Annotated in this window: 14 protein-coding genes, 1 tRNA gene and 1 pseudogene; 8 read left to right on the plus strand and 8 right to left on the minus strand. The window is 70.9% G+C overall.

Annotated elements, in window-relative coordinates; translation table 11 throughout:
- Positions 1 to 10: 10 nt before the first annotated feature.
- Entirely contained in the window at positions 11 to 787 is a 777-nt protein-coding gene (locus tag ACFSOX_RS12495) for an HpcH/HpaI aldolase family protein (protein WP_378478147.1), read from the plus strand.
- Between the two features lie 305 nt (positions 788 to 1,092).
- Here the strand turns inward: ACFSOX_RS12495 and csb2 are convergent, their stop codons facing one another.
- The 5 genes from csb2 to ACFSOX_RS12520 all read right to left on the minus strand — a co-directional run bounded on the left by csb2 (position 1,093) and on the right by ACFSOX_RS12520 (position 9,722).
- Positions 1,093 to 2,796 carry a type I-G CRISPR-associated protein Csb2 gene (gene csb2 / locus ACFSOX_RS12500; RefSeq protein WP_378478148.1) on the minus strand — a complete coding sequence of 568 codons (1,704 nt, stop codon included), beginning with the start codon at positions 2,794 to 2,796 and terminating at the stop codon, positions 1,093 to 1,095.
- A gap of 4 nt (positions 2,797 to 2,800) precedes the next feature.
- Positions 2,801 to 3,757 carry a type I-G CRISPR-associated RAMP protein Csb1/Cas7g gene (gene cas7g, locus ACFSOX_RS12505; RefSeq protein WP_378478149.1) on the minus strand — a complete coding sequence of 319 codons (957 nt, stop codon included), beginning with the start codon at positions 3,755 to 3,757 and terminating at the stop codon, positions 2,801 to 2,803.
- Positions 3,747 to 6,302 (minus strand): type I-G CRISPR-associated protein Cas8g1/Csx17, encoded by a 2,556-nt coding sequence (cas8g1, locus tag ACFSOX_RS12510; protein ID WP_378478150.1) that lies wholly within the window; start codon positions 6,300 to 6,302, stop codon positions 3,747 to 3,749. Before cas8g1 ends, cas7g begins: the two co-directional genes overlap by 11 nt.
- Positions 6,295 to 8,850: a type I-G CRISPR-associated helicase/endonuclease Cas3g gene (gene cas3g / locus ACFSOX_RS12515; RefSeq protein ID WP_378478151.1), complete on the minus strand. Its 2,556-nt coding sequence runs from the start codon at positions 8,848 to 8,850 to the stop codon at positions 6,295 to 6,297. The genes cas8g1 and cas3g overlap by 8 nt, the downstream gene beginning before the upstream one ends.
- A 795-nt stretch (positions 8,851 to 9,645) precedes the next feature.
- Positions 9,646 to 9,722: transfer RNA gene (locus ACFSOX_RS12520), tRNA-Arg, on the minus strand.
- Between the two features lie 265 nt (positions 9,723 to 9,987).
- Between ACFSOX_RS12520 and mtnA the strand changes: the two genes are divergently transcribed.
- Positions 9,988 to 11,088 carry an S-methyl-5-thioribose-1-phosphate isomerase gene (gene mtnA / locus ACFSOX_RS12525; protein ID WP_378478152.1) on the plus strand — a complete coding sequence of 367 codons (1,101 nt, stop codon included), beginning with the start codon at positions 9,988 to 9,990 and terminating at the stop codon, positions 11,086 to 11,088.
- A 76-nt stretch (positions 11,089 to 11,164) separates the two neighbouring features.
- Here the strand turns inward: mtnA and ugpB are convergent, their stop codons facing one another.
- Positions 11,165 to 12,550 carry a sn-glycerol-3-phosphate ABC transporter substrate-binding protein UgpB gene (ugpB, locus tag ACFSOX_RS12530; RefSeq protein ID WP_378478153.1) on the minus strand — a complete coding sequence of 462 codons (1,386 nt, stop codon included), beginning with the start codon at positions 12,548 to 12,550 and terminating at the stop codon, positions 11,165 to 11,167.
- Positions 12,551 to 12,734: 184 nt separating this feature from the next.
- Here ugpB and ACFSOX_RS12535 point away from each other — a divergent pair, with 184 nt between their 5' ends.
- The 3 genes and pseudogenes from ACFSOX_RS12535 to ACFSOX_RS12545 all read left to right on the plus strand — a co-directional run bounded on the left by ACFSOX_RS12535 (position 12,735) and on the right by ACFSOX_RS12545 (position 17,606).
- Positions 12,735 to 13,757 carry a TRAP transporter substrate-binding protein gene (locus ACFSOX_RS12535; protein WP_378478154.1) on the plus strand — a complete coding sequence of 341 codons (1,023 nt, stop codon included), beginning with the start codon at positions 12,735 to 12,737 and terminating at the stop codon, positions 13,755 to 13,757.
- 53 nt (positions 13,758 to 13,810) lie between these two features.
- Positions 13,811 to 15,915 (plus strand): annotated as a pseudogene (locus ACFSOX_RS12540) (sensor histidine kinase).
- Entirely contained in the window at positions 15,831 to 17,606 is a 1,776-nt protein-coding gene (locus ACFSOX_RS12545) for an ATP-binding response regulator (RefSeq protein WP_378478155.1), read from the plus strand. The pseudogene ACFSOX_RS12540 and the gene ACFSOX_RS12545 overlap by 85 nt, the downstream one beginning before the upstream one ends.
- A gap of 242 nt (positions 17,607 to 17,848) precedes the next feature.
- Here the strand turns inward: ACFSOX_RS12545 and ACFSOX_RS12550 are convergent, their stop codons facing one another.
- Positions 17,849 to 19,996, minus strand: a complete 2,148-nt coding sequence (locus ACFSOX_RS12550) for a TonB-dependent siderophore receptor (RefSeq protein WP_378478156.1) — start codon at positions 19,994 to 19,996, stop codon at positions 17,849 to 17,851.
- A gap of 276 nt (positions 19,997 to 20,272) precedes the next feature.
- Here ACFSOX_RS12550 and ACFSOX_RS12555 point away from each other — a divergent pair, with 276 nt between their 5' ends.
- On the plus strand, positions 20,273 to 21,181 hold the full coding sequence (locus ACFSOX_RS12555) for a helix-turn-helix domain-containing protein (protein ID WP_378478157.1): 909 nt from the start codon (positions 20,273 to 20,275) through the stop codon (positions 21,179 to 21,181).
- A 228-nt stretch (positions 21,182 to 21,409) separates the two neighbouring features.
- Complete coding sequence (locus tag ACFSOX_RS12560; RefSeq protein ID WP_378478158.1) at positions 21,410 to 21,589, plus strand: hypothetical protein; 180 nt, start codon at positions 21,410 to 21,412, stop codon at positions 21,587 to 21,589.
- Positions 21,590 to 21,683: 94 nt separating this feature from the next.
- Here ACFSOX_RS12560 and ACFSOX_RS12565 read toward each other — a convergent pair whose 3' ends face one another.
- A complete protein-coding gene (locus ACFSOX_RS12565) occupies positions 21,684 to 22,721 on the minus strand; it encodes a Bug family tripartite tricarboxylate transporter substrate binding protein (RefSeq protein ID WP_378478159.1) in 1,038 nt (345 codons plus the stop codon).
- A gap of 609 nt (positions 22,722 to 23,330) precedes the next feature.
- Here ACFSOX_RS12565 and ACFSOX_RS12570 point away from each other — a divergent pair.
- On the plus strand, positions 23,331 to 24,119 hold the full coding sequence (locus ACFSOX_RS12570; protein WP_378478160.1) for an IclR family transcriptional regulator: 789 nt from the start codon (positions 23,331 to 23,333) through the stop codon (positions 24,117 to 24,119).
- Positions 24,120 to 24,131: the final 12 nt, after the last annotated feature.

Here is a 24,131-nt window from a genome sequence, read left to right on the forward strand (position 1 = left end):
ACGCGTGATCATGACCCCATCCCCCTCGACGTTCCGCCAGCGCGTGCTCGCCCGCGAGCCGCTGATCGGCACGTTCCTGAAGACGCCGACCGGCCACGCGACCGAGATCGTCGCCGACGCCGGCTTCGACTTCGTCGTCATCGACCAGGAGCACGCGGCGTTCGATCGCGGCACCACCGACATCGCCATGATGGCGGCGCGCGCCGCCGGCGTGCCGGCGCTGGTGCGGGTGCCGGGGCCGGACGCCATCCTCTCGGTGCTCGACAGCGGCGCGACCGGCGTGCTCGTCCCGCACGTGTCGAGCGCGGACGATGCCCGCAAGGCCGCGGCCCTCTGCCGCTACCGCGGCGGCAAGCGCGGCTTCGCCACCAGCACGCCGGCGGGCCGCTACACGGCCGTGCCGATGTGGCGCCACATCACCGACGCCGACGCCGGTATCGTGATGGTGGCACAGATCGAGGATCCGGAGGCGCTCGACGAGATCGACGCCATCGCGGCCGTCGAGGGCGTCGACTCGCTGTTCATCGGCCGCGGCGACCTCACCGCCGCCTTCGGCGACGAGACGCCCGATCCGCCGGCGGTGCGCCGCGCGGTCGAGCGGATCACGGCGGCGGCGCGCGCCGCCGGCAAGTCGATCAGCGTGTATGCGGCCAACGGCGACGAAGCCGTATGGCTGAAGGATCTCGGCGCCAGCACCTTCGTGGTGTCGTCCGACCAAGGCTTTCTACGCGCCGGCGCCCTCGCCGGCCTCGCCGACGTCAAGGCGCGGATCGGAACCCCGGCCTGAGCGCCGGCCCGCTCTTGCGGGCCGCAGCGCGCGAAAGACCGCGAGCAAGACCGCGCGGGCCGGGCCGATCCGGCGGTGACGGGCCGAGCTCGCATTTCGGCAGTCCCACTACGGGACGTGAACCGTCCGGCGTGCTCCCCCGGAGCTGCCCGAGCCGAGGCGCCGGACGGAGAGGGCGAGATCGTTCCTCGAGATCGCCGGCGCGCCACGGTCGACGGAGATGGGCACGCTTGCTTCGCCTTGCTCCCATGATGCGGTGATCCGCAATACGCTGCCGTTGGCAAGATCCCGCCAATGGTCATCGTTCACCATGGTGCGGGAACCCTCGGACAGGCACCGCCATCGACGCGGGAGGCGAACAGGCCGAGCCCGAAATGGCATCCGTAGCCGAACGCCAGCGGACCCTCGACAGGCTCGGCGAAAGTCAACTTCAGGAAAGTGCCGAGCGTGTCGAGCTGTCGTTCGCGACCACGTGGGCGGAAGCGGTCGAAATGAATGGCGCGGCGCAGCCGCCCGTGGACCTCGATGCCGACGTCGTCGGCTCGGCCGGCGTCCGATTCGGGCGCGGCGCGCGGTCGCGAGAATTCGACGGCGGCGAGAGCGGGACAGCCACGGCGCGCGGCGAGGCGGCGAATCTCGGAGGCATACCCGCCCGCCTTGAGATGCCCTGCCGCCAGAAACGGCGTGACGCTCTCCCATCGTCTCGAACGTCCGAGAAGCCGGCTCGAGCCGGAAAAATCCTCCGGCACCCCGAACCCCTCCAGCGCCAGCCGCCATTCCCGGCGCGCCTCCGGTGCGCCGGCGCCGTCTTCGTCGGTGATCCGGGGCGCCCGCTCGGTCCAGAGCCGGGTCACGCGGTCGAGCCTGCCGCGGACGTGCGCGTCGAAGCCGTCTTTCGCATAGACGACGACGTGATCGATCTCACCGTCGCCGTCCGCGTCCTCCGGCAGCCAGAAGGCATGGCGATGGTCGCCCCCGCGCAAGGGCCGACCGTCCTCGCCGTGACCCGAGATCACCGACGGCGCGTTCGGCCGGCAGCGACCGTTCTCGTCCTTGATCCAGTCGAACTTGGAGAGCGTGGCCCGACGCATCAGATCGCCGATCGCGACCGCGGCCTCGATCCGCGGACGGGGCCGGCCGGCCAGCACGAAACGCGCGACCGTGAACCTTGCGCGGTCGTCCCCCGCCGCACGGCTCGGCCGCGCGACACGCGGCGTCGGCGTCAGCGGAGCGCGGATGTAGATCGCCTCCCGGCTCGCCGGCGGCCGGCTCCAACCGCAGCGCTGATAATCGCTGGTGTCGAGCGCCAGCGCGTCGACGAGCCGCTCGGGCAGGGTCGCGCCGAACGCCTTGGCCCGCGCGGCGGCGAGCGCCTTGCCGGTCGGCGCCTTCCGGCCGGCCGCGGCCGCAGCCTGGATTTCGCGTGCATCGAGGTCCGACAGCAGCCGCGCGCGTTCGGCGGCGTAGTCGGACGGCGAGCGGGGCGCGATCAGCCGGGTCGGCTCGCCCGTCGTGTCGGGCTCGCCCTCGGGCCGGCAATTGGCCTTGCCGTCGATCCAATCGGCCGTCGCCTCGCACTCGACCCAGCTTTCCGCCCGCCCGAGATAGCCGATGCCGCGCGCGAGGTCGGCGGCGAGCGCGAACAGCGGCTGCGGCAACGCGACCCCGGGCCACGCCGCGACGATCTCGGCATCCGCCGGCAGGCGGGCGAACGCATCGAAGACGAGCGTCGTCTTGACCGGCGCCGGCATGTAGTGGCGGGTATGGGCGTGAACCACGCCGTCCGGCAGCCGATAGACCGGGAGCTCCTCGGCCAGGGCGTCGATCAATGCGGACAGGTCGTCCTCCGACCACCGCTCGCGGTCGCCCTTGCGCCAATACGTCGCGATCAGCGCGCGCAGGATCCGCCACGGCTCGGGCGGCCAGGAGACGTCGGCCTCGTTGACGTTCCGGCCCCAGGGCGTCGCGTGATAACGACCGGCGGGGAAACGGAAGACGAGCGCGAACATCAGCTCATTTCCGATAGGTGACGGTGTGCGTCCGCTCCGTGCCGAACGCGCCGGTTTCCGCAACCGCCTCGATGGAGGCCGGAAGCTCCGCCTGGAGAGCGCTCGCATCGGGCAAGACGAAGTCGTTCGGACGGACCACGCGAACGGCGATCACGTCGAGATCACATGCGGTGCGCAGGCGAAGCCCGTCCGACAGCAAGGTCACGATCTTGAACAAGGCCAACGTAATCAGAAGGCGCTCCACCGCGTCACCGAGGTCGAAAGCGCGGATTTGCCGGAGATCGATATTGAAATAGGCGACGATCTTCGCCGCGGTCCATTCATCGCGGGCGAAGGGGACGTTACCGAAGCCTTTCGCCGTATCGCCCGATGGATCGACGGAATCGTTCTTGACGCCGCCGCTCGCCGCCACCTGTGCCCCGTCGGCCTCGATGAAAGCGGACAGCGCGCGAGGCAGGCGCAAACGACCGCCTGCAAGATCGCTCTTCGCCAGGAATACGCCATGGAGCAGTGCGTTGACGTCGAACTCGAGAAGCACCCGAGCAAGCTCGCGCAGATCGACGCGGCCTTGGGACATGGCGGCAAGCCGCGTCTTCAGCACGTCGAGCACACGGCGGTCTTTGCCTTCCAGAATGTAGGGCGAATTCAGGCGATGAGCTTCGAGCACCGAATTGGTGAGCGGCGCGCCCGCCTCGTCCAGCACCTTGACCACCGGCAGGCCACGCAACGGCGCGACCCAATCGTCGGCCCGCTCGTCCCAGCAGACCGCCTCCAACCGATTCGCCATGCTCTGGGCGCTCTCCACCAGGATCATTTTCCCGCCGCCGTTCGGCGACTCGTAGACGGCGTGCCCGAGATTCGGAAAGCCCGTGGGCTGGAATCGCGTCCCCTGCACCGGCTTCAGGTCCGCTTCGACGAGCAGGCGCGGCGCGTTCTTCAGGGCGGAAAGGTCAAGCGGCATCGTCGGCATCCTCCTGGCGCGGAACGATCGGATAGGCGCGCTCCAACAGCGAGTTCAGGGCATGGTCGTCGATCGGGATCAGCAGCGCGGCCGCGAGGCGCTCCGGCGCGACGGCGGCGCCGAACTCCGTGCCTTTGGCGGCGCGGCCGCCCGGATCGAACGGCGAGGCGATCCCGGAGCCGCGAGCGCGGGCGAGCGCGATGCGGACGGCGTCGTCGAGGGCGCCGCGGCGCAGGCGAGCGACGAGGCCCGGCGGAATCGGAAGCGTCCCGCGCGGGGGCAGGCGCCGCCGGGCGTCCGGGGCGGCGCCCGGCGGCGCGCGCAAAGCGTCTTCGGGGGTGAACAGCGGCTTCAGCGCCGCGTAAGCGAAGGGGATCGCCGTGTTGGTCGCCTCGACGTCGTCGACGTGCGGGCGGCGAGACAGCCGCGCCGGTCGCGCCCAGACGAGCCCGGCGAGCAGCGCGGCGCAGCGCGCGTCGTCGAACCCCGGCGGCCCTTCGAGAAAGGCGACGACATCGGCGAGGCGGGCCGGGCTCGCGGCGCCGAGCGCCTTGTCCGCGAAGGCGTGCCTGGCGTGCTCGACCAGCCGGCGCTCCAGCACGGCGATCATGTTGCGGGCGAGCCCGCCCGCGCCCCAGACGACGCCGGGCGGAGCGTTCGCGGCCCAATGACGGACGCGGCGCGCGATCGTCGCTCCGTCGGCCGGGGCGAGATGGGCGGCCATCGGCGGTGCGGGCGCTCGGTCGCTCTCGCGCGGCCGCGCCGGCGCGCCGGACATGGCAGCTTCCGCCGCCGCACCGGCATCCTCGCCGCCGGCGTCCTCGTGATCCTCGTCTGCACGCGACGCAGACGGCTCTTCGTCGTCGTCCGCATCGGCTGTCGCCCGCGGGTCGGCCGTGTCGTCCGCCGTCGCCGCCGACGGCCAGCCCAGGCTCGCGAGCGCCGCCGCGACGCGGAACTCCGGGCTGCCGTCGTCCGCCGCGCGGACCCAATGCGAACCGAGCCGCGGCGGCGGCGCGACGTTCTCGCGGCCCTCCCGCTCGCGCGCCTCGCGGCTTGTCGCGAGCCAGGCGGCGACGCCGCCGAGTGCCACGAGCGCGGCCTGCAGGCCGTCGCGCTCGTGCTCCCCGCGCGCGATCTCGAACAACGCGTCCTCCAATCGGCGGGTCGCGATCCGCGCCCGCGCCGGCGCGTTCTTGCCGGCCGCTCGCCGCAGCCGCGCCAGCCACCTCCCGGCGTCGAGGTCGGCGACGAAATCGCGCCGCGGCCGATCCGGCGTCCGGAAACGGCCGAGCGGCGTCGCCTGGTATGGCATCTTCGCATCGGGCTGGATGAGCGAATAACGCTCGAAAGCGGCGATCCCGCGCGAAACCCCGAGGCGCGCAATCGCACGAGCCGCGTCGAGGCCGGTCCGCGCCACCACACGTCCGAGCGTCAAACGGCCTTCGGCCAGCAAGGCCTCGATCTCGGCGATACCGCTCGGTTTTGCCCAAAGCGGAGTCCATATCTCGCCGCGCGCGGCGTTGGAATCGTCCGAGGACAGCGCGCCGGTTCCGGCACCGCTCGGCTCGAACGTGAACGGAAACGCGGCGCGGCCCGATCCGCTCACGCCCCAGCGTCGTGTCAGCGCGCCCGCGAAGAGCAGGGTTCCCTCCAGCATCAAAACGACGTCCCACCGGTTGAGCGGGTTCCAGCCCTCGAACCGGGTGGATGCGTTGGGGCCTCCTTGGCCGGGCTCGAACTGGCCCATCGCGCCGGTTGTCTCGAGCCTGTGCGCGGCCGCGAAAACCGACGCCTCGAGTTCGTCCTGCGCGGGCCCCTTCGGGCGGTCGGCGTCGAAGTCGAACAGGGCGTCCAGCGCCTCGGCGAAGTTGACTCCGAAGTCCCGACTGCCGTCGTTTCCGCCCGACCCGAGCAAGGGCGCCGCACGCTCGTCTTCAGCAATCACGAAACACGCATCGATAAACCCGAGGTGGCGCGCATCCGCACTCGACCGAAGGCTCGGCAGCAGCGCGCTCTTGGTCGCTTCGATTTGCTTGGTCAGCGATTTTCTCGTCTCACCGGCCTTGATCTTCGACGCCCCGGTCGCCCGCTTCTCCTCCTCGCCCGCCGCTTTCGCCTCGGCGCGGAGCTTGTCGAAGCGGATCAGCATAGGCTCCATGCGGAGCCTCGCGATCACCGCACGCATATTGCCCAGACGCGGCGACGTGCTCCCCTCGATCGACTTCATGAGCTGCGCGCCCGTGCGATTGGACTCCGCGCCCGCGTCGCCTTCCAGGAACCCGGCTCGCCCGTTCCACGGCGCGATGATCGGCGAGGGCGCGTAGTCCTCGAGGAAGAAGCGGACGAGCGCGTCGCGGTCGAGGCGTGTCTTCAGATGAAAGCGCTCGCCCGCCCACCAGCCGCGCGCGGCGGGATCGGCGGCGGCGCCCGTGACGCTGTTCGCGGGACTCGCGAGCAGGCGCAGCACGCCGAGCGCCTTCAGGTAGCTCGCCAGCGGCGTCGGCGCGCAGCCGTCGAGCCGGTGCGTGAAGACCTCAGCCATTCGTTTCGGCTCCCCTGTCCGGGCGTGGCCCCGCGGGCCTGCGCTCGCCCGCCGAGGCGCGCCAGTCCGCGATGGTGAGCAGCGCCTCGAGCCAGGCGAGCCGGAACGGCCCGTGCCGGTCGAGCAGGGCGCGCGTGCGTTCGGTCCAGCTCGCGCCGGTGATCTCGTCCTCGCCGAGCTCCATCACCGACAGCGTGAGCGGGCCGCCCGCGAATATTTCGCCGCCGCCGAGATCGACCGCCGGCAACGTGTCGCCGTCCCAGACGCCGCGGGCGAAGCGCGCCCCGGCTTTTTCGCCGTCCGGCGCCCGCTCGGCCGGCAGGGCGCGCAGCGACATCCGGACCTTGCCGTGATGGGCCGCGACCAGATAGGCGACGAGGTCGGCGTCGCACGACCAGTTTACGTGCGAGAGGAACGCCAGCGCGGAGGCGAGCTCGTGCCGGAAATAGGGCCGGGCATGTCGCAGATGCCTGTCTTCTGTCTTCGCCAGCAACACCCCGTCGTGGCTCGCCTTGTCGCGCAGACCGCGGCGCATCGTGCTCTGGAACACGTCATGGGCCTTGCCGAGGTCGTGCCAGCGCGCCGCGCGCAGGATGGCGTCACGATCCGCCGCCTCGACGTCCAGCGCGTCGCACAGCTCGACCGCCGCCTGCACGACATGCGCGGTGTGGTCGACGAGCGTCACCGCGCGTGGGAAATCGGCCGAGCGGGCGTCACCGTCCTGCTGATCGGCATCGCTCTCGTCCGGCTCCGCCGTGACCGTCTCGTCGGCCGTCGGTCGGATCGGCTCGACCGGCACGCTGCTCGCCTCGCCGACGAAGCCGCGCGCCGGCTCGTAGCCGCCGGCCGAGACGTCGACGAGGAGCGTCATGCCGGGCCACGGCGGTTCGTCTCCTCCCAAGATCCGCCATCCGGGCGGCGCCGCAGCGCCCGGCCGGTCGCCCTCGCGCCATTGCGGGTCGGGCGCACGGGCCGGAAGCTGGCGTCTGCGAAGCGACGCGATCCAGTCCCGGGCCTTGCCGATCGAGACGGCACACAGCTCCTCGCGCGACGGCCTCACCGTTTCGTCTCCCGGCGTGCTCAGGTCGCGCCAGAACACATGGACGTCGGTGTCGTCGGCGTCGCGCACATAGGGAGAGATGTCGACGTCGAAGCCGGTCAGGTCGGGATCGGTGTCGAACAGGTCGATCAGATCCTTGCGGCGGATCACGCGGCGCGGCGGTGCGAGATCGCCGGGATCGCGCAGATGCACGGGCGCTGCGTCCGCGAGCGTCAGCAGCCGATCACGCGCGGCCCGCAGCTCCGCCGGCGGATAAGGTTGCGCGAGCAGCCGAGCGTCCTTGTCGTCGTCGCCGCGATCGCCGACGAGATCGATCCAATGGACCGGCGCGCCGCCCTCGTCCTTCGGCCGTTCGCCGCGCCGGTTCACGCGTCCGAAGCGCTGAACCAAGGACGACCACGGCGCGAGCTCGGTGACGAGAGCCGCCGACGACAGATCGACGCCGGCTTCGATCGCCTGGGTCGCCACGACGATGCGGCTCTTCGCCGCCTGCAGTCGCTGCATTTGCCGTCGGCGGTCGGCCGGCCGAAACCGTGAATGGACGAGGACGAGATCGCTTTCGCTGGCGCCGGCCTTCAGCAGCGCGGCATGGAGCTTCTGCGCGCGCTCGACGGTGTTGACGATCACGAGCGTCCGCCCGCCGGAGACGCCGCCGTGGACGTCCCGAACGAGCTCGGCGAGCGCCCGGACATACGCGTCGATCTCCGGCTTCTTCGTTCCTGCCGGCGCGACCGCCGCCCTGGTGACGGGTTTGTACGCTTCGAGACGCCGGCGGACCGCCGGTGCGGCGGCGTCTTCCGGGACGTCGTCCGGAACCCGACGAATCGTTCGCGGACCGTCGGGATAGTCGACGGAGCGCAGCCAGGCCGGATCGAGCGTGGCCGACACCCACAGGCTGCACGTGCGACGCGCCGGCCCGAGCCGCGGCGCCTCCCGGAAGGCCTGAAGCTGGGTGGAGGTCGCGAGCCCCGCCCCCATCAGCTGCACTTCGTCGAACACCCAGAACGCATCGTTGTGAAGGAGCGCGAACTCGGCCGGCCACCGCGCCCGGCCGGCGGCGTAGCCCCGCATCAAGGCCCGCGAGATCAGCATGTCCTGCGTCCCGATCAGGATGGCGGATCGCTCCGGGAATTCGGACCAGCGCGGCTGATGCGGCCGACTCTCGACGCCGCCCATCAGGAGGTGGAGGTCACCGGGCGCCGGGAGATTCTCGGCGAGACCGGCTTGCGCCAGCCGACCGAGCCACTCGCGGGCGTTGTCCGCGGTCTGCTCGACGAGCGTGCGCATGGGCAGGCAGTAGACGAGACGGCGCGGCGTGGTGTCGGGATCGGCCCGCCGGCGCCAGAGCCAAGCGAGAATCACGGCGGCGGTCTTGCCGAGACCGGTCGGCGCGATCAGCGCATCGGGCGCCCCGCCTTCGGCGAGAAGGCGCTGGTAGGCGTATGGCTTCTTGCCCGTCGCGTGCTCGAAGAATTCGGTGAAGCGCATGGCCCGCCCCGCTCCCCCCCGCAGTGCGCAGAACGGGCATAAAACAGGTTAGTCCACCCATCAACTTTCTTTTCGAGGAAACGCCGCGGAAAAGCTTGGAGTTGTGTCGGTCCGTCAGAGGTTGGAGCTGGACTTCCGCCGAGCGGGCAAATCCGGAAGGTCGACGATACCCGGCCGATCATCGACCCGGCGGACGTCGTGGCCATCCAGACCCTGCTCGAGACCCGCGGCCCGGCGTGGACGGCGCCGCGGATCGTCAGCGGTCCGATCCTGCCGGCGCGCAACTGCTTCTGCGCCGCCTGCGGCGGGGCGATGACCGCGTGGACCGGGAGGAGCGGGCGGAACACCGGGCCGCCCCATCGCCGACCCGCGCGGATGCGCCGCCGAGGCCGTGACCGAGAGCGGGCGCCTTCACGTCGCGATCGAACGCGGCATCGCCGACCTGACCGACCCACCGTCGAAGGACCGAATCGCCGAGCTGAAGACCGTCCGCGAGCAGGCCCGTCGCGACGCGGAGCGGGCCGAGGAGGCCGGCTCCCGGGCGGGGCCTCTCATCACCCCGCCGGCGGTCGCGACCTTCGCCGGGCAGGCTCGCAAGCGCATGCGCACCGAGAGCGGCAGCGATCGCCGCGACGACCGCCGCGCATTCGCCCGACGCGTCACGATCGACGCGACGGACGTTCCGACCATGGGCTCGAAAAGCGAACTGCTGCGCCTGCTGGTCACCGCCTCGGGCAAGAAAACCGAGGGTTTCGGCGTTCCCAGCCTTGTGGCGTTCCCGGCCGTGTACCGAAATGGCGCGCCCGACACGATTCGAACGTGTGACCTTTGCCTTCGGAGGGCAACGCTCTATCCAGCTGAGCTACGGGCGCCTGCGGTCTGGATAACCGATCGAGCCGGGCCGGGCAAGCGGCCCCCCTGGCGTGCGGCCAGGCCGATGGGGCCTCCCTCCCGCGTCACTCCCCCCGTCCCTCGCGCCACCCTCCGCGACCGGCCGGAGTGCCCGACCGGCTGCCCCGGCGCGCCCGGGCGCGCCCGGGCGCCCCGCCCGGGTCGCGGCCCCTTCCCATCCCGGCCCGGCCGCCCTATGACGCTGCGGCCCCCTCCGACACCCTGGACAACCCGCGGAACCGACCCATGAAAGTCGACGGCAGGCACACCCGCACGATCTGGCTCGAGCCGGACGGCGTCACGGTCGGCACCATCGACCAGCGGCTGCTGCCGCACCGCTACGTCACGGTGCGGCTCGAGACGCTCGCCGACGCCGCCGAGGCGATCCGCTCGATGCTGGTGCGCGGCGCCCCGCTGATCGGCGCGACAGCGGCTTACGGGGTCTGCCTGGCGCTGCGCGAGGACTCCTCGGACGCCGGCCTCGCGGCCGCCTGCGAAACATTGGCGAAGACCCGGCCGACCGCCATCAACCTGCGCTGGGCGCTGGGCGAGATGCTGGCCGCGGTGCGCGATCTGTCACGCGACGCGCGGGTGGCGGCTGCGTATGCGCGCGCGAGCGCGATCGCCGACGAGGACGTCGCCATCAACCAGGCGATCGGCCGCAACGGCCTCGCCGTCATCGAGGAGATCGCAGCCCGCAAGGGCGGCGGGCGGGTCGAGATCCTGACCCATTGCAACGCCGGCTGGCTCGCCACCGTGGATTGGGGCACCGCGACGGCCCCGATCTACATGGCGCACGACAAGGGCATCCCGCTCCATGTCTGGGTCGACGAGACGCGGCCGCGCAACCAGGGCGCCTCGCTCACCGCCTGGGAGCTCTCGCATCACGGCGTGCCGTGCACGCTCGTCGCCGACAATGCCGGCGGCCATCTGATGCAGCACGGCAAGGTCGACATGGTGATCGTCGGCACCGACCGGGTGACGGCGCAGGGCGACGTCTGCAACAAGATCGGCACCTATCTGAAGGCGCTCGCGGCGCACGACAACGGCGTGCCGTTCTATGTCGGGCTGCCCTCCCCCACCATCGACTTCGCGGTGTCGGACGGGGTCAAGGAGATCCCGATCGAGGAGCGTGGCGAGGAGGAGGTGACCCTGATGACCGGCAAGACCGCCGACGGGCGCTTCGAGACGGTGCGGATCGCGCCGGACGGCATGCGCGCCTCGAACTACGGCTTCGACGTGACGCCGGCCCGCCTCGTCACCGGCCTGATCACCGAACGCGGCGTGATCGCGCCGACCCGCGACGCGCTGGCGGCCGCGTTCCCGGAGCGGGCGGGCGGGGCATAGGTCCGGGGGTCACGACACACAGGGGTCATGGGTTCCGGGCTCGCGCCTTCGGCGCGCCCCGGAACGACGGACCTTCTCACCGGCTGGCGCGATCGAACTGGGCGAGGAGCTCGTTGCCGCGGCGGACCGCCGTCGCGAGCGCTTCGGCGGCCGGCTTCTTGCCGGCGAAGGCGGCCTCCAGTTCCTCCTCGATGACGTCGCGCACCAGGATGAAGGAGCCGAGCCGCAGTCCGCGCGAATTGTCGGTCGGCGGGTTGAGGGTCAGCTCCTCGATGGCGATCGCCGCGCCCGGGTTGCGGTCGTAGAATCCCTCGGAGCGCGCGTGCTCGTAGGCCGCCCGCGACACCGGCAGGTAGCCGGTCGCCTGATGCCAGCGCGACTGGACCTCGGCCCGCGCCAGATAGGCGAAGAAGCGCGCGGCGCCGCGATACTCGGCGGCCGGGCGGCCGCGCAGCACCCACAGGCTCGCGCCGCCGATCATGGTGTTGCGCGGGGCCCCCGGCACGTCCGGCCAGTAAGGCAGCATGCCGTAGCCGACCTCGAACTTGGCCCGCGCCCGGATGTCGGCGGCGAGCGCCGAGGAGCCGATGAAGATGCCGCACTGGCCGGTGTGCAGCATCGGCTCGGCCGCGGTGCCGCGGCCGCCATAGGAGTACACGCCGCTCTTCTGCCAGGCGGCGAGCGCCGCGACGTGGCGGGTCAGCACCGGGTTGGCGAGCATCAGCTCGGCGCCCGGCCCGGCGAGGCCGTTCGACCGCGTGGCGATCGGGACGTCGTGGAAGGCCGAGAAGTTCTCGACGTTGACCCAGGACGGCCAGTGCGTCGAGAAGCCGCACACGACCCCGGCGAGGCGCAGCCGCCGGGCCGCATCCTCGACCTGCGGCCAGGTTTTCGGCGGCGTCTTGTCGTCGAGGCCGGCGGCGCGGAACAGGTCGCGGTTGAAGTAGAGGATCGGGGTCGACGCGTTGAACGGGTAGGACAGGAGGTTGCCGGCCGGATCGCGGTAGAAGCCGGCGATCGGCGGCAGGAAGGCCGAGGCGTCGAACGGCTCGCCCATGTCGCGCATCAGCTCGAACAAGGGATAGACGGCGCCCCGGGCCGCCATCATGGTCGCGGTGCCGATCTCGTTGACCTGGACGATCGCCGGATGGGCCTTGGTGCGCACCGCGAAGATCGCCGCCGACACGGTATCGGTGTAGCTGCCCTTGAACACCGGCACGACCCGCACGGCATCCTGGCCGGCGTTGAAGCCCTCGACGATGCGCTCGATCTGGCGGCCGAGCTCGCCCGCCATGGCGTGCCAGAACTGGACCTCGGTCGGCGCGGCACGCGCCGGACGAGGCGAACCGACGGCGCCGAGGCCGGCTCCGGCGCCGATGCCGACCAGCACGGCACGGCGGCTCGGCCCGGACCGGGCCGGCGTCGTCGGCCGTGTCGGCCCGGGCGGAGTGGGTTCCGACATCGAAGCACACCCCTGTTCGGGATCGAGAGACCGGCGGCAGGACGAGCGGGCCGCCCGAGGATGGTCATCCGATCACGGTTTCGCTAAAATTTCGAGGTCTTACGAAGACGAGCCTCGACGAACCGACGACGTTCTTCGACGACAAGGCGGTGCAATTTTGTCGCCAACAGGAATCTTTCGCACATTGGCTCCGAGCCCCGCCGGCCGTCTGCAGCGCCTGTTGGCCCGTGCCGCACATGCGCTCGCCGCGATTTCGTTCGCCGCGCTGGCGGTCACCTTGTCGGCGGCGGCGTCCGTGGCCGCACGAGAATTCCGGGTCGCCGACACCCAGGTGGAGGATTATCCGACCGTCCAGGCCGTGCAGCACATGAGCCGGCTGATCGAGGAGCAGACCGGCGGGCGCCACCGCCTGCGGGTGTTCCATTCCCGCCAGCTCGGCGAGGAGCAGGACACGATCGAGCAGACCCGGGCCGGCGCCATCGACCTCAACCGCACCAACGTGGCGCCGATCGGTGCCATCGTGCCGGTCGCCGACGTGCTCGCGATGCCGTTCCTGTTCCGCTCGAAGGCGCATCTGCACAACGTCCTCGACGGTCCGATCGGCGACGAGATCCTGAAGAGCTTCGAGGCCTATGGCTTCGTCGGCCTGACCTTCTACGATTCGGGCGCCCGCTCGCTCTACACGCGCGGCCGCCCGGTACGCGACATCGCCGACATGAAGGGCCTGCGCATCCGGGTGCAGCAGTCCGCGCTGATGACCGCGATGATCCGAGCGCTCGGCGCCACCGCGGTGCAGCTCCCCTACGGGCAGGTCGAGACCGGCCTGTCCACCGGTCTGATCGACGGCGCCGAGAACAACTGGCCGTCCTACGTCACCACCGGCCACTACAAGCTCGCGCCGAACTACACGCTCACCGAGCACACCATGAGCCCGGAGGTGCTGGTGATGTCGCTGCGCGCCTGGCAGAGCCTCTCGGCCGACGACCAGGCGATCTTCCGCAGCGCCGCCCGCGCCTCCAACCGGGTGATGCGCGAGCAGTGGAACGCGCTGGAGGAGCGATCGCGCGCCCAGGCCCGCGCCGCCGGCACGACGATCGTCTCCGAGTTCGACCGCCGCCCCTTCGTCGCGGCGATGGCCCAGGTCTATGCCGGCGTCACCGACCCCAACCTGCGGCGGCTGATCGACCGCATCCGCGAGAGCGAGTGACCGTGGCGGTTTCTCCGACGGGGCAGGGCGGCCCGGCGTTCGACGCCGTCGAGCTGCCGCCGAAGCCGGCGGAGCGGCGCCGGTTCGATCTCGTCCGGCTCGTCCGCGCGGTCCCGATCCGCTGGCGCATCCTGTCGATCGCGGTGCTCAACACCGGCGTCGTGATCGTGCTCGCCGGCCTGATCTGGAACGGCGCCATGGCGCTGAGCCGCGCCTGGGACGAGGTCCGCGCGGTGCGCGAATCCGACAGCGTGCTGGTGCTGCTGGAGGGCGAGGCAGGGCGCCTGCAGAACCTCATCCACCGCTACATCAACGAGCCGAGCCCCGAGATCCTCGCCGAGATCCTTCTGGTGCGCGAGGCCGTGCTGGGCACGCTGCGCAGCCGCAAGCCCGCCGACCCGATGCTGGCGAGCGGCATGGACGGACTCGCCGCCGTCACCGAGAAGTTCCTCGACGGCTTCGGCGAGCTGCGCGCCGTGCAGACCGCGATCAACCGGCTCTACGATGCCGAGGTGCTGCGGCCGGCCCGCGAGATGGCCGGCCTCTACTCGATCGTCGAGGGGGCTGCCGGGCGACGCGAGGCGCTGATCTGGCCGGCGCTCGGCAAGTCGCGCGAGGCCTTCACGGCCGCGCTGGTCGGCGCTAACGCCTATTACCTGTCGCTCGATTCGTCGGCGGCCGACGAGGCGCGGCGCAATCTGGAGACGATCGAGCGGACCATCCCGGTGATGTCCGACCTCGCTTCCGACGACATGCAGCGCGCCGCCCTCGAGGCGCTGGGCGGCCGCGCCGCGGCGTTCCGCGACGGCCTCGCCGGGCTGTCGGAGCGCTTCGCCGCCCGCACCCACCTGCTGCGCACCGTGATCGACGGCAACCAGGCCTCGATGATCTCGCTGATCGACACCCTGCAGACCGAGATGCGGCGGCGCGAGGCCCGTGCCCAGGCGACGCTCGACCGCACCCTCAAGGCGATCTACCGCCAGGTCGTGCTGGTGGCGGCCGGCTTCCTGATCGCCATCATGGTCGGCGCCATGATCGTCACCCGCTCGATCCGCAATCCGCTCAAGGAGCTGATGTCGGCCATGCACGCCATCGTGGCCGGGCATTACGGGCCGGTGATCCGCTCCACCAGCGAGAAGGACGAGATCGGCGCGATGGCGCGCGCCGTCGAGGTGTTCCGCGAAAACGCCATCGCGAAGCGCCAGGCCGAGAACGACCTGCGCGCCGCCAAGGACAATGCCGAGAAGGCGCTCGCCGAGCTGCGCGACGCGCAGAAGAGCCTGATCGACGCCGAGAAGCTCGCGGCGCTGGGCGGCCTCGTCGCCGGCGTCGCCCACGAGGTCAACAATCCGGTCGGCATCAGCCTCACGGTCGCCTCGAGCCTGGTCCGCCGCACCGAGGTGTTCGCCGAGGAGATCGCCAAGGGGCCGCTGCGCCGCTCGCGGCTCGACGACTTCGTCGCCGGCACCCGCGACGCGGCGCGCCAGCTCGTCGGCAACCTGCAGCGCGCCGGCGAGCTGATCCAGTCGTTCAAGCAGGTGGCGGTCGACCGCAGCCACGCCGAGCTGCGCGACTTCGACCTGCGCGAGGCGACCGAGCAGATCGCCGCCAGCGTCCGCCCGGTGCTGCGCAAGGCGCAGCTCTCGCTCGTCCTCGAAGTGCCGGACGGTATCGTGATGGACAGCTATCCGGGCTCCTACGGACAGGTGCTGACCAACCTGTTCCTCAACTCGGTCGCGCACGGCTTTCCGGACGGCCGCACCGGCACGATCGAGGTGCGGGCGCGTCAGCTCGGCCCCGGCCATGTCGAGATCGTCGTCGCCGACGACGGCGTCGGCATGACGGACGACGTGCGCCGGCGGGCCTTCGACCCGTTCTTCACGACGCGACGCGGCCGCGGCGGCACCGGCCTCGGCCTCCACATCATCCACAGCCTGGTGACCCAGAGCCTCGGCGGCCGGCTGACGCTCGACACCGCGCTCGGCCACGGCACGACGTTCCGTATGGTGCTGCCCCGTCGGGTGGTGCGCGCGGACGAGCCGGCGGCCGTCCTCCAGACAACGGACCGAGCCCATGGCTGATCACGACGACATCGTCGACATCGTCGAGGACGGCGACGACGCACCGGCGGCGGCCGGGCCGCGCTGGAAGATCATGATCATCGACGACGAGCCGGCCGTCCACGACGGCACTCGCTTCGCGCTCGCCGACTACTCGCTCAACGGCCAGGGGCTCGAGATGATCTCGGCCTACTCGGCCGAGGAGGGCCGCGCCCTGCTGGCGCAGCACCCCGACACCGCGGTCGTTCTCCTCGACGTGATCATGGAGAGCGAGACGGCGGGCCTCGATCTCGTCGACCACATCCGCACCGTGCTGCGCAACGAGACGATCCGCATCATCCTGCGCACCGGCCAACCCGGCCAGGCGCCGGAGCGGCGCATCATCGTCGACTACGACATCAACGACTACAAGGCCAAGACCGAGCTCACCGCCGACAAGCTGTTCACCTCGCTCACCGCCGCGCTGCGCAGCTTCCAGCAGCTCCAGCGCATGGTGGAGACGCGCCGCGGGCTGGAGATCATCGTCGACGCCGCCTCGACGCTGTACGACTTCAAGTCGATCCAGCGGCTGGCCGAGGGCGTGCTGGTGCAGCTCGCCTCGCTGCTCAACGTCGACTGCGACGGCATCCTGGTGTTCCACGAGGACGGCCGCGAACACCCGGTCTCGGTGCTGGCGGCGGCCGGCGGCTACATCCGCCATCTCGGCCTGAACGGCGTCGACGCGCTCGATTCCGAGCTGCGTCACGTCGTCGAGCAGGCGTTCCGGGCCCGCACCCACCAGTTCCAGCCCGACTGGTCGGTCCTCTACATCCGAACCGCGAGCGACCGCGAGGTGGTGGTCGTGCTGCACGTGACGCGGCCCCTCTCCGAGACCGACCGCACCCTGGTCGAGCTGTTCACCAGCAAGCTGTCGATCGCCTTCGACAACGTGATCCTCTACGAGCAGCTGCAGGAGGCGAACTCGCGGCTCGAGGACCGCGTCAACCAGCGCACCCGCGAGCTCTCCTCGGCGAACCGTCGCCTCGCCGCCCAGTGGGCGCGGCTGCAGCGCGCCAACGCCTTCAAGAGCGAGATCCTCGGCACCGTGGCGCACGACCTGCGCAACCCGCTCTCGGTGATCATCGGCCGCGCCGAGATTCTGGAGCGCATGGTGTCGAGCCCGGCGCTGACGCCGGAGGCCGCCAAGGCGCAGATCGGCCACATCCACAAGGCCGCCGACCGGGTCGCCGACATGGTCGAGAGCCTGATCGCCGACGCCATGACGGACGCGCTCGACATCACGATCCGGCGCGACCCCGCCGACCTCGCCGCGGTGCTGCGCGACGTCGCCGAGGCGAACCAGCCGCTCGCCGCCAAGAAGCAGCAGGTGATCGACGTGTCGATCGCGCCCGGCCCGCCGATCGTCTGCGACGTCGACCGGGTCCGCGAGGCGGTCGACAACCTGGTCAGCAACGCCGTCAAGTACAGCGTCATCGGCGGCCGCATCGAGGTGGGCCTCGCCCATGCGTCGGACGGCGCCCGCATAAGGGTGAAGGATTCGGGGCCGGGCATGACGCCCGAGGATCTGAAGCGCCTCTACGGCCGCTTCCAGCGGCTCTCCGCCAAGCCGACCGGCGGCGAGACCTCGATCGGGCTGGGCCTGTCGATCGTCAAGCGCATCGTCGACCTGCACGGCGGCACCATCACGGCCGAAAGCGCCGGCGAGGACCAGGGCACGACCTTCACGCTTTTCCTCCCGGCGAAGCCGCCCGAGACCGAGACCGAGCCCGCGGCCGCCGCGAAGGAGTGATCGAGGCCCGGATCATCGGCTCTCCCCGTTCATCGGCTCTCCCCGTCCCCCTGAGGTACCCGACCGTCGGTCGAGCCTCGACGGGCGACGGCCCGGGCCGCATCCTTCGAGGCCCGGCGGAGGTTACACTCGGGCCGCGCGAAACGCGGACCCGGGTGCCGGGCACCCCGGGATGACGCGTCGACGGCCGATCGAGCAGCGTCGGCATGCCCCATCGCGTCGAAGCCGCCGGGCGCACGCCGTCACCAGGTGTACGCCACCCGGCCCGTGACGGTGCGGCCGTTGCCCCAGTAGCAGCCGAAGAAGCCGCAGCCCGAGACGTATTTCTCGTCGGCGATGTTGGCGATGTTGAGCGACAGCTTGTAGGGCCCGGTGGTGTAGCTCGCGGCCGCGTCGAACAGGATGTTGGACGGCAGGAGATTCGTGTTGGCGTCGAGGTCGTAACGGCTGCCGACGTAGCGGATGCCGCCGCCGAAGCCGAAGCCGGTGAGCGGCCCGGACTTGATGGTCTGGAACAGCCACAGATTGGCGGCGTTCTCCGGCACGTTGGCGGGCCGCTTCCCGGCGTTCTGCCCGGCCGTGATCTCGGCGTCCGTGAAGGTGTAGTTGGCGATCAGGTCCAGGCCCTCGACGAGGTTCGCGAGCGCGGAGAGCTCGAGACCCTTCACGTGCACCTCGCCGGTCTGCACCGACTGGCTGACGCCGCCGACCAGCTCCGAGGTGAGCACGTTGGTCTGGGTGAGGTCGTAGACGGCCGCCGTGAAGAAGCCCTTGAACCAGGTCGGCTGATACTTGACGCCGGCCTCCCACTGCTCGCCCTCGGAGGGCTTGAAGGCGCCGCCGCCGAGCGCCGGCGCGTAGTTGCCGATCACCGGCTCGAACGAGGTGGAATAGCTGACGTAAGGCGCCAGCCCGTTGTCGAACAGATAGGTGAGACCAGCCCGCCCGGTGAAGGCGCGATCGCTCTGGTCCTGGGTGATGCTGGTGCCGCCGAGCACGTAGCGGGTCGTCTGGTCGGTCGCCGCCCAGTCGTGACGCAACCCCAGGGTGAGCAGCCACTTGTCGAGCTTGATCTGATCCTGGACGTAAACGCCGGTCTGGGTCAGCGTGCCGTCGGTCTTGGCCGCGTACCAGACGTTCTTCGTGATCGGGACGCCGTGCACGGGCGCGAACACGTTGACGGACGGCGCGGTGCCGAACTCGGCCAGCGTGTCGAGCGTGTGGCGGCGGACGTCGACGCCGAGCAGCACCGTGTGGGCGAGCGCGCCGGTCGAAAACTTCGCCTCGAGGTGATTGTCGATCGTGAAGGTGCCGTAGGACTCCTCGTTGTAGGAGGCGCCGCGGGCCGCCGTGTCGGCGCTGGTCAAGCCGTTGAAGTAGAGGTTCTGATAGTCCCAGCCGAGCCACAGGTAGCGGGCGTTCTGCTGGAACTTCAAACCGTCGTTGAAGCGGTGCTCGAACTCGTAGCCGATGCTGGCCAGCGTGCGCTTGGAGTCGTCGAAGCTCGGGTCGCCGAGATTGGTGCTGCGGGCGAGCGCGATGCCGGTGCGATTGGAATAGAGCGTGTAGGCGGCCGGCAGGCCGACCGGCGAGCTCGCCCGATCGTGCTGCAGCTTGGCCAGCACGGTGAGGCTGGTCTGCGCGTCCGGCCGCCAGGTGACGGCGGGGGCGATGGCGAAGCGGTCGTCGCGCAGGCCATCGGTCTGGCCCGAGCCGTCGCGCGCGAGACCGGTGAGCCGGTACGCGAACGCCGACGTGCCCGGCACCGGGCCGCCGAAGTCGAAGGCGCCGGTGTAGCGGTCGTAGCTGCCGCCTTCCGCCTGCACGGTGCCGAAGCTCGTCCAGGTCGGCCGCTTGCTCACCAGATTGATCATGCCGCCCGGGTTGCCCTGGCCGTACAGCACCGAGGAGGGGCCGCGCAGCACCTCGATACGCTCGAGCCCCCACGGCTCGATCGCGGTGGTGTCGCCGGTGCCGCGCATCAGCTTCAGGCCGTCGAGATACTGGCTGTTGGCGGACGGGAAGCCGCGGATGATCGGCGAGTCGAAGCGCGGGTCGAAGCCGAACGGCGCGGCGACCACGCCGGCCGAGTAGGTCAGGGCCTCGTCGATCGTGGTGACGGCGCGCTGGTCCATCTGGTCGCGGGTGACGACCGAGATCGACTGCGGAACCTCGCGGATCGGGGTGTCGGTCTTCGAGCCCGTGACGGTGCGGGTGGCGACGAAGCCCTGCACGGGGCCGGTCGGCGACTCGCCGACCCGGTCGGCCTCGACCGCGATCGGGGCGAGCTCGCCGCCCGCCGTCTGGGCCGCGGCCGCGCCGGGCAGCAGCAGGCAGGTCAGCGCGACGCCGCAGGCCAGCCGCTCGAAAACAGTCTTGGTCGTGGACATGACACCCCGTCGATTCGTCTACTCGGGTCGCCACGAGTCGAGAATTGTTCTAATTCAAATCTCGTGCGCCCACCCCTCGTCGAGGCTCGTGATAGCAACAGCATAACGGGTGGGATTGTCTATCTCTGTTCCTCGTTGAACGGTCCTGTCCTTCGGGATAAGACTCGTGAAGACGTGTGTTCCGCGCGAAACAAGGCAGAACACTTCCAAATAAGATCATCACGACTGGCTGAAACTCCGGGGAGATGCCGGAGAACGGCCCGCGAGACCCCCGCGATGACGTTCACGCCCGGCCCGACCGTCCCCGCCTTCACGCCCAACATGACCAGCCGGATCGAGGGGATCGCGGTGCTGGAGGATCTGCGCTTCCGGCGCTGGCCCGGCGCGGTCGCCGATGTCTGGCACGCCGCCTGCGCGGCCGGGGCGCACGGCGAGTACGTGTCCGAGCATCCGCGGCTGTTCGTGGTGCTGGAGCGCGAGGGCGGCGGCGCGGCCCTGCGGCTCACGGCCCGCGGCGGCGAGCGGCCGGCGCCGCCGGCCGTGCATGCGATGAGCTTCGTGCCGGCCGGCGTGCCGATCTGGTCGCGGGTCGACGCGCCGATGCGTATCCGCCATCTCGACATTCATTTCGACGTGGCGACTCTGTCGGCGCGGATCGGCGAGGCGCCCGACCGGACGGCGCTTTCGACGCCGCGCCTGCAGTTCACCGACGCGCGGCTCTTCTCGCTCGCCCGGCTGATCGCCGAGGAGTGCAGCGGCCCCGACACCCGTCACGACGTGTACGGCGAGAGCCTGGTCACGGCGCTGTTCATCGATCTGATGCGGCTCGCGCCCGAGCCGTCACGTCGCCGTTCGGCCCTGTCGCCGCGCCAGCGCGACCGCGCCGTCGCCTATCTCGAGGAGAACTGTCTTCGCGGGCTTCGGCTGGAGGAGGTCGCGGCGCTCACCGGCCTGTCGCAGTCCTATTTCAGCCACGCCTTCAAGGCGGCGACCGGCGTGCCGCCCTATCAGTGGCACATGCAGGCGCGCATCCGCCGCGTCCAGGAGATGCTGTCGCGCTCGACCTTGCCGCTGACCGAGATCGCCCAGGCGGCCGGCTTCGCCGATCAGGCCCATCTCACCCGCGTGTTCCGCCGCCAGGTCGGCACCACGCCGGCGGCGTGGCGGCGCGACGCGAGGCTCTGACGGGTCGGGCTTTCACGCTTCGGGATCTGGCACCGACGATTCTGATCATCGATCACGCAGAGCCGTCGTCACGCCCGGTTTCGCCGCACGGCCGGGACAGTGGCGCGGCGCAGGCGGAAGGCGACTGCCGACCGAATGTGCATCGGGCTCACGGACTAGGTAACTGCCCTGAATTGTGCCACGGCCGAATTCGGACTTCGAATACGGCTCGAAACTCAGAGCCGGACCATGACACCCTCCGACGACAGTCATGCGCGCCATCCGCATTGCGTCGTCTGCGGCGCGCGGATGCAGTTCGCCCGCAGCCTCCCGCGCCTCGGGGCGAATCCCGCGCTCGTCTCCTACGAGTGCAAGCGGTGCGGCCATGTGATCACCCGCTCGGAGGACGAGCCCCGACAGCGCGAGTGAAAGGGTCGTCGGCAGCGCGAGGTCTGCGCGTGTCGAGGCGCTCAGCCCCCATCTCGCCGCGCGCCGGCCCCGATCATCGGCAAATGAAAACCTCTCAGAACGAGATGTTGGCGGCCTTGATGATCGGCCCCCATTTGGCGATCTCGGCGGCCTGGAAGGCGGCGAGATCCTGCGGCGTGCCGCCGGCCGCGACGACCCCGAGGCTGTCGAACATCTGCTTGGCCGTGTCGGTCTTCAGGAACGCGTTGGTCGCGGCGTTCAGCTTGGCGACGATCGCGGGCGGCGTGCCGGTCGGCGCGAGCAGCGCATACCACACCGCCGCCTCGAAGCCGGGCAGGCCGGACTCGGCCGCGGTCGGCACGTCGGGCAAGCCGCTCCACCGCTGCGCCGTGGCGATCGCCAGCGCCTTGAGCTTGCCCTCTCTGACGTTCGGCACATAGGCGGCCATCGAGTCCATGCCGACGTCGATGTGGCCGCCGAGCAGGTCGGTCATGATCGGCACGCTGCCGCGATACTGGGCCTGGCCGAGCTTCACGTCGCCCTTCGCCATCAGGAGGAGACCGGTGATGTGGCCGAGCGTGCCGTTGCCGGGAAAGCCGGCGGTCAGCTTGCCGGGTTCCGCCTTGGCGAGCGCGATCAGCTCGGCGAGCGTGTTCGCCTTCAGATCAGGGCGCGCCGTGACGATCACGGGCGCGCGGCCGATCAGCACGATCGGCGAGAAATCCTTCTGCGGATCGTAGCTCATGTCCTTGTACATGAGCTTGTTGGTCGCCGCCTGGCCCGTGGTGGCGAGCAGCAGCGTGGTGCCGTCCGGCGCCGCCTTGGCGACCGCGGCCGCCCCGATATTGCCGCCGGCGCCGCTGCGGTTGTCGATCACGACCGGCTGGCCGAGGCTGCGGCCGAGATGCTCGACCAGCGCCCGGGCGATCACATCCGAGGTGGTTCCGGGGGCGAACGGCACCACCAGGGTGATCGGCCGCGTCGGCCAGTCCTGGCGCCCACCGGTCTGGGCGAAGCCGGGCGCCGGGACACCGGCGAGGCCCGTGGCGAAGCCGGTGGCCAGGCCGACCGTCACGAGCAGGCGAAGGCCGGATCGCCGGGACAGCATGCACCAAGGGGACAGACGACGCATCGCTCCTCCTTCCGGCGACCGGGCGGTCACCGCACGCGTTTCCGAAGAGGCCCTTCTGCGGGGCCGTTCGCCGGTCGGCCACACGGGGCGGGCGCCGGCGCGCGAATTGGAGCCGAAGCCTCGGCCGCTGTCGAGCCGGATCGCGGCATCGGCCGCCCGAAGCCGCGATCCGGACGCGGGGACATCCGACGGGGCGGGTGTTTCCGCGATCTCCGGACGGGATCGGAGCATGTTCACGATCACGAAACATTGTTCTGTTTCATGAAACGCTAGACGACGATTCGACGGCGCGGCACACGGGCTGCACCGCCGCCGTCGGCCCGGCATGGGCGCGTCGACGCGGTTGCGCTGCGGCGACGCGCCTCGCCGGCGCGGGCGGATCGGGGTCGGCCCTCGCTTGTGATTCGTGGCGGACTCCCATAGGAACGATTCACGGCGGGGTGCGCACGACGCGCCAGCGCCACCTCACCGCTGCGGCCGGGCCCCGCCTCCCCCGACCGGTTCCGCTTCGGACATGGACGTCACGTGCCGCCCGGCCGTCCCCCGGGCATCCTCGAAACCGCTCCGCGCGCCTCGCGCGCGGCCGTCTTTTTGGGAGTGCGCAGTCCGATGCCGCGGATCTCTGGGTCACAGCCGGGTGACGGCGTTCAGGCGGTGGTGTTCGCCTTGCAGATTTTGGAATACTTGGCGCAGCGTCGCTCGACCGTCGGCGTGACGGATCTGGCGCGGGTGTTCGGCACCACCAAGAGCCGGATCTATCGCCACCTGCAGACCCTGATGGCGGCCGGCTACGTGATCCAGGAGGCGGAGACCGAGCGCTACCGCACCGGCGGTCGGCTGATCGCGCTCGGTCGGGTGGTGAGCGAGAACTTCGAGCTGATGAGCGCCGCCCGCACCGTGATGGAGGAGCTGCGCGACCGGCTCGGCCACGCCGTCACGCTGTCGGAGGTGGAACTCGCCGGGCTGCGCGTGCTCTCGACGGTCGCCGGCACGCAGCCCTTCGAGATCGGCGTCAAGCCGGGCTCGCTGCTGCCGGCGCACGCCACCGCGCAGGGCAAGCTGCTGCTCGCCTTCGGGCCCGACGCCCCGCGCGAAAAGCTGCTGCGCAAGACGCTGCCGGCCAACACGCCGCAGACCGTCACCAATCCGGCGCTGCTGCGCGAGGAGCTGAAGCAGATCAAGAAGCAGGGCTGGGCGACGGCGCCGAACCAGGCCGTGGTCGGGCTCAACGCGCTCGCCGCGCCGATCCTCGACGCCACCGGCGCGCTGGTCGGCACCGTGGCGATCATCGACCTGATCCAGTTCATCCCGGCCCGCCCGACGCCCGAGCAGATCCGCCGCATCGTCGAGGCCGGCAAGCGCATCTCGGCGAACATCGGTTTTCGCGGCGCGAACTGAGAGCGGGCGCGT

The organism is Rhodoplanes azumiensis, from assembly GCF_042682915.1.
Taxonomy (GTDB): domain Bacteria; phylum Pseudomonadota; class Alphaproteobacteria; order Rhizobiales; family Xanthobacteraceae; genus Rhodoplanes; species Rhodoplanes azumiensis.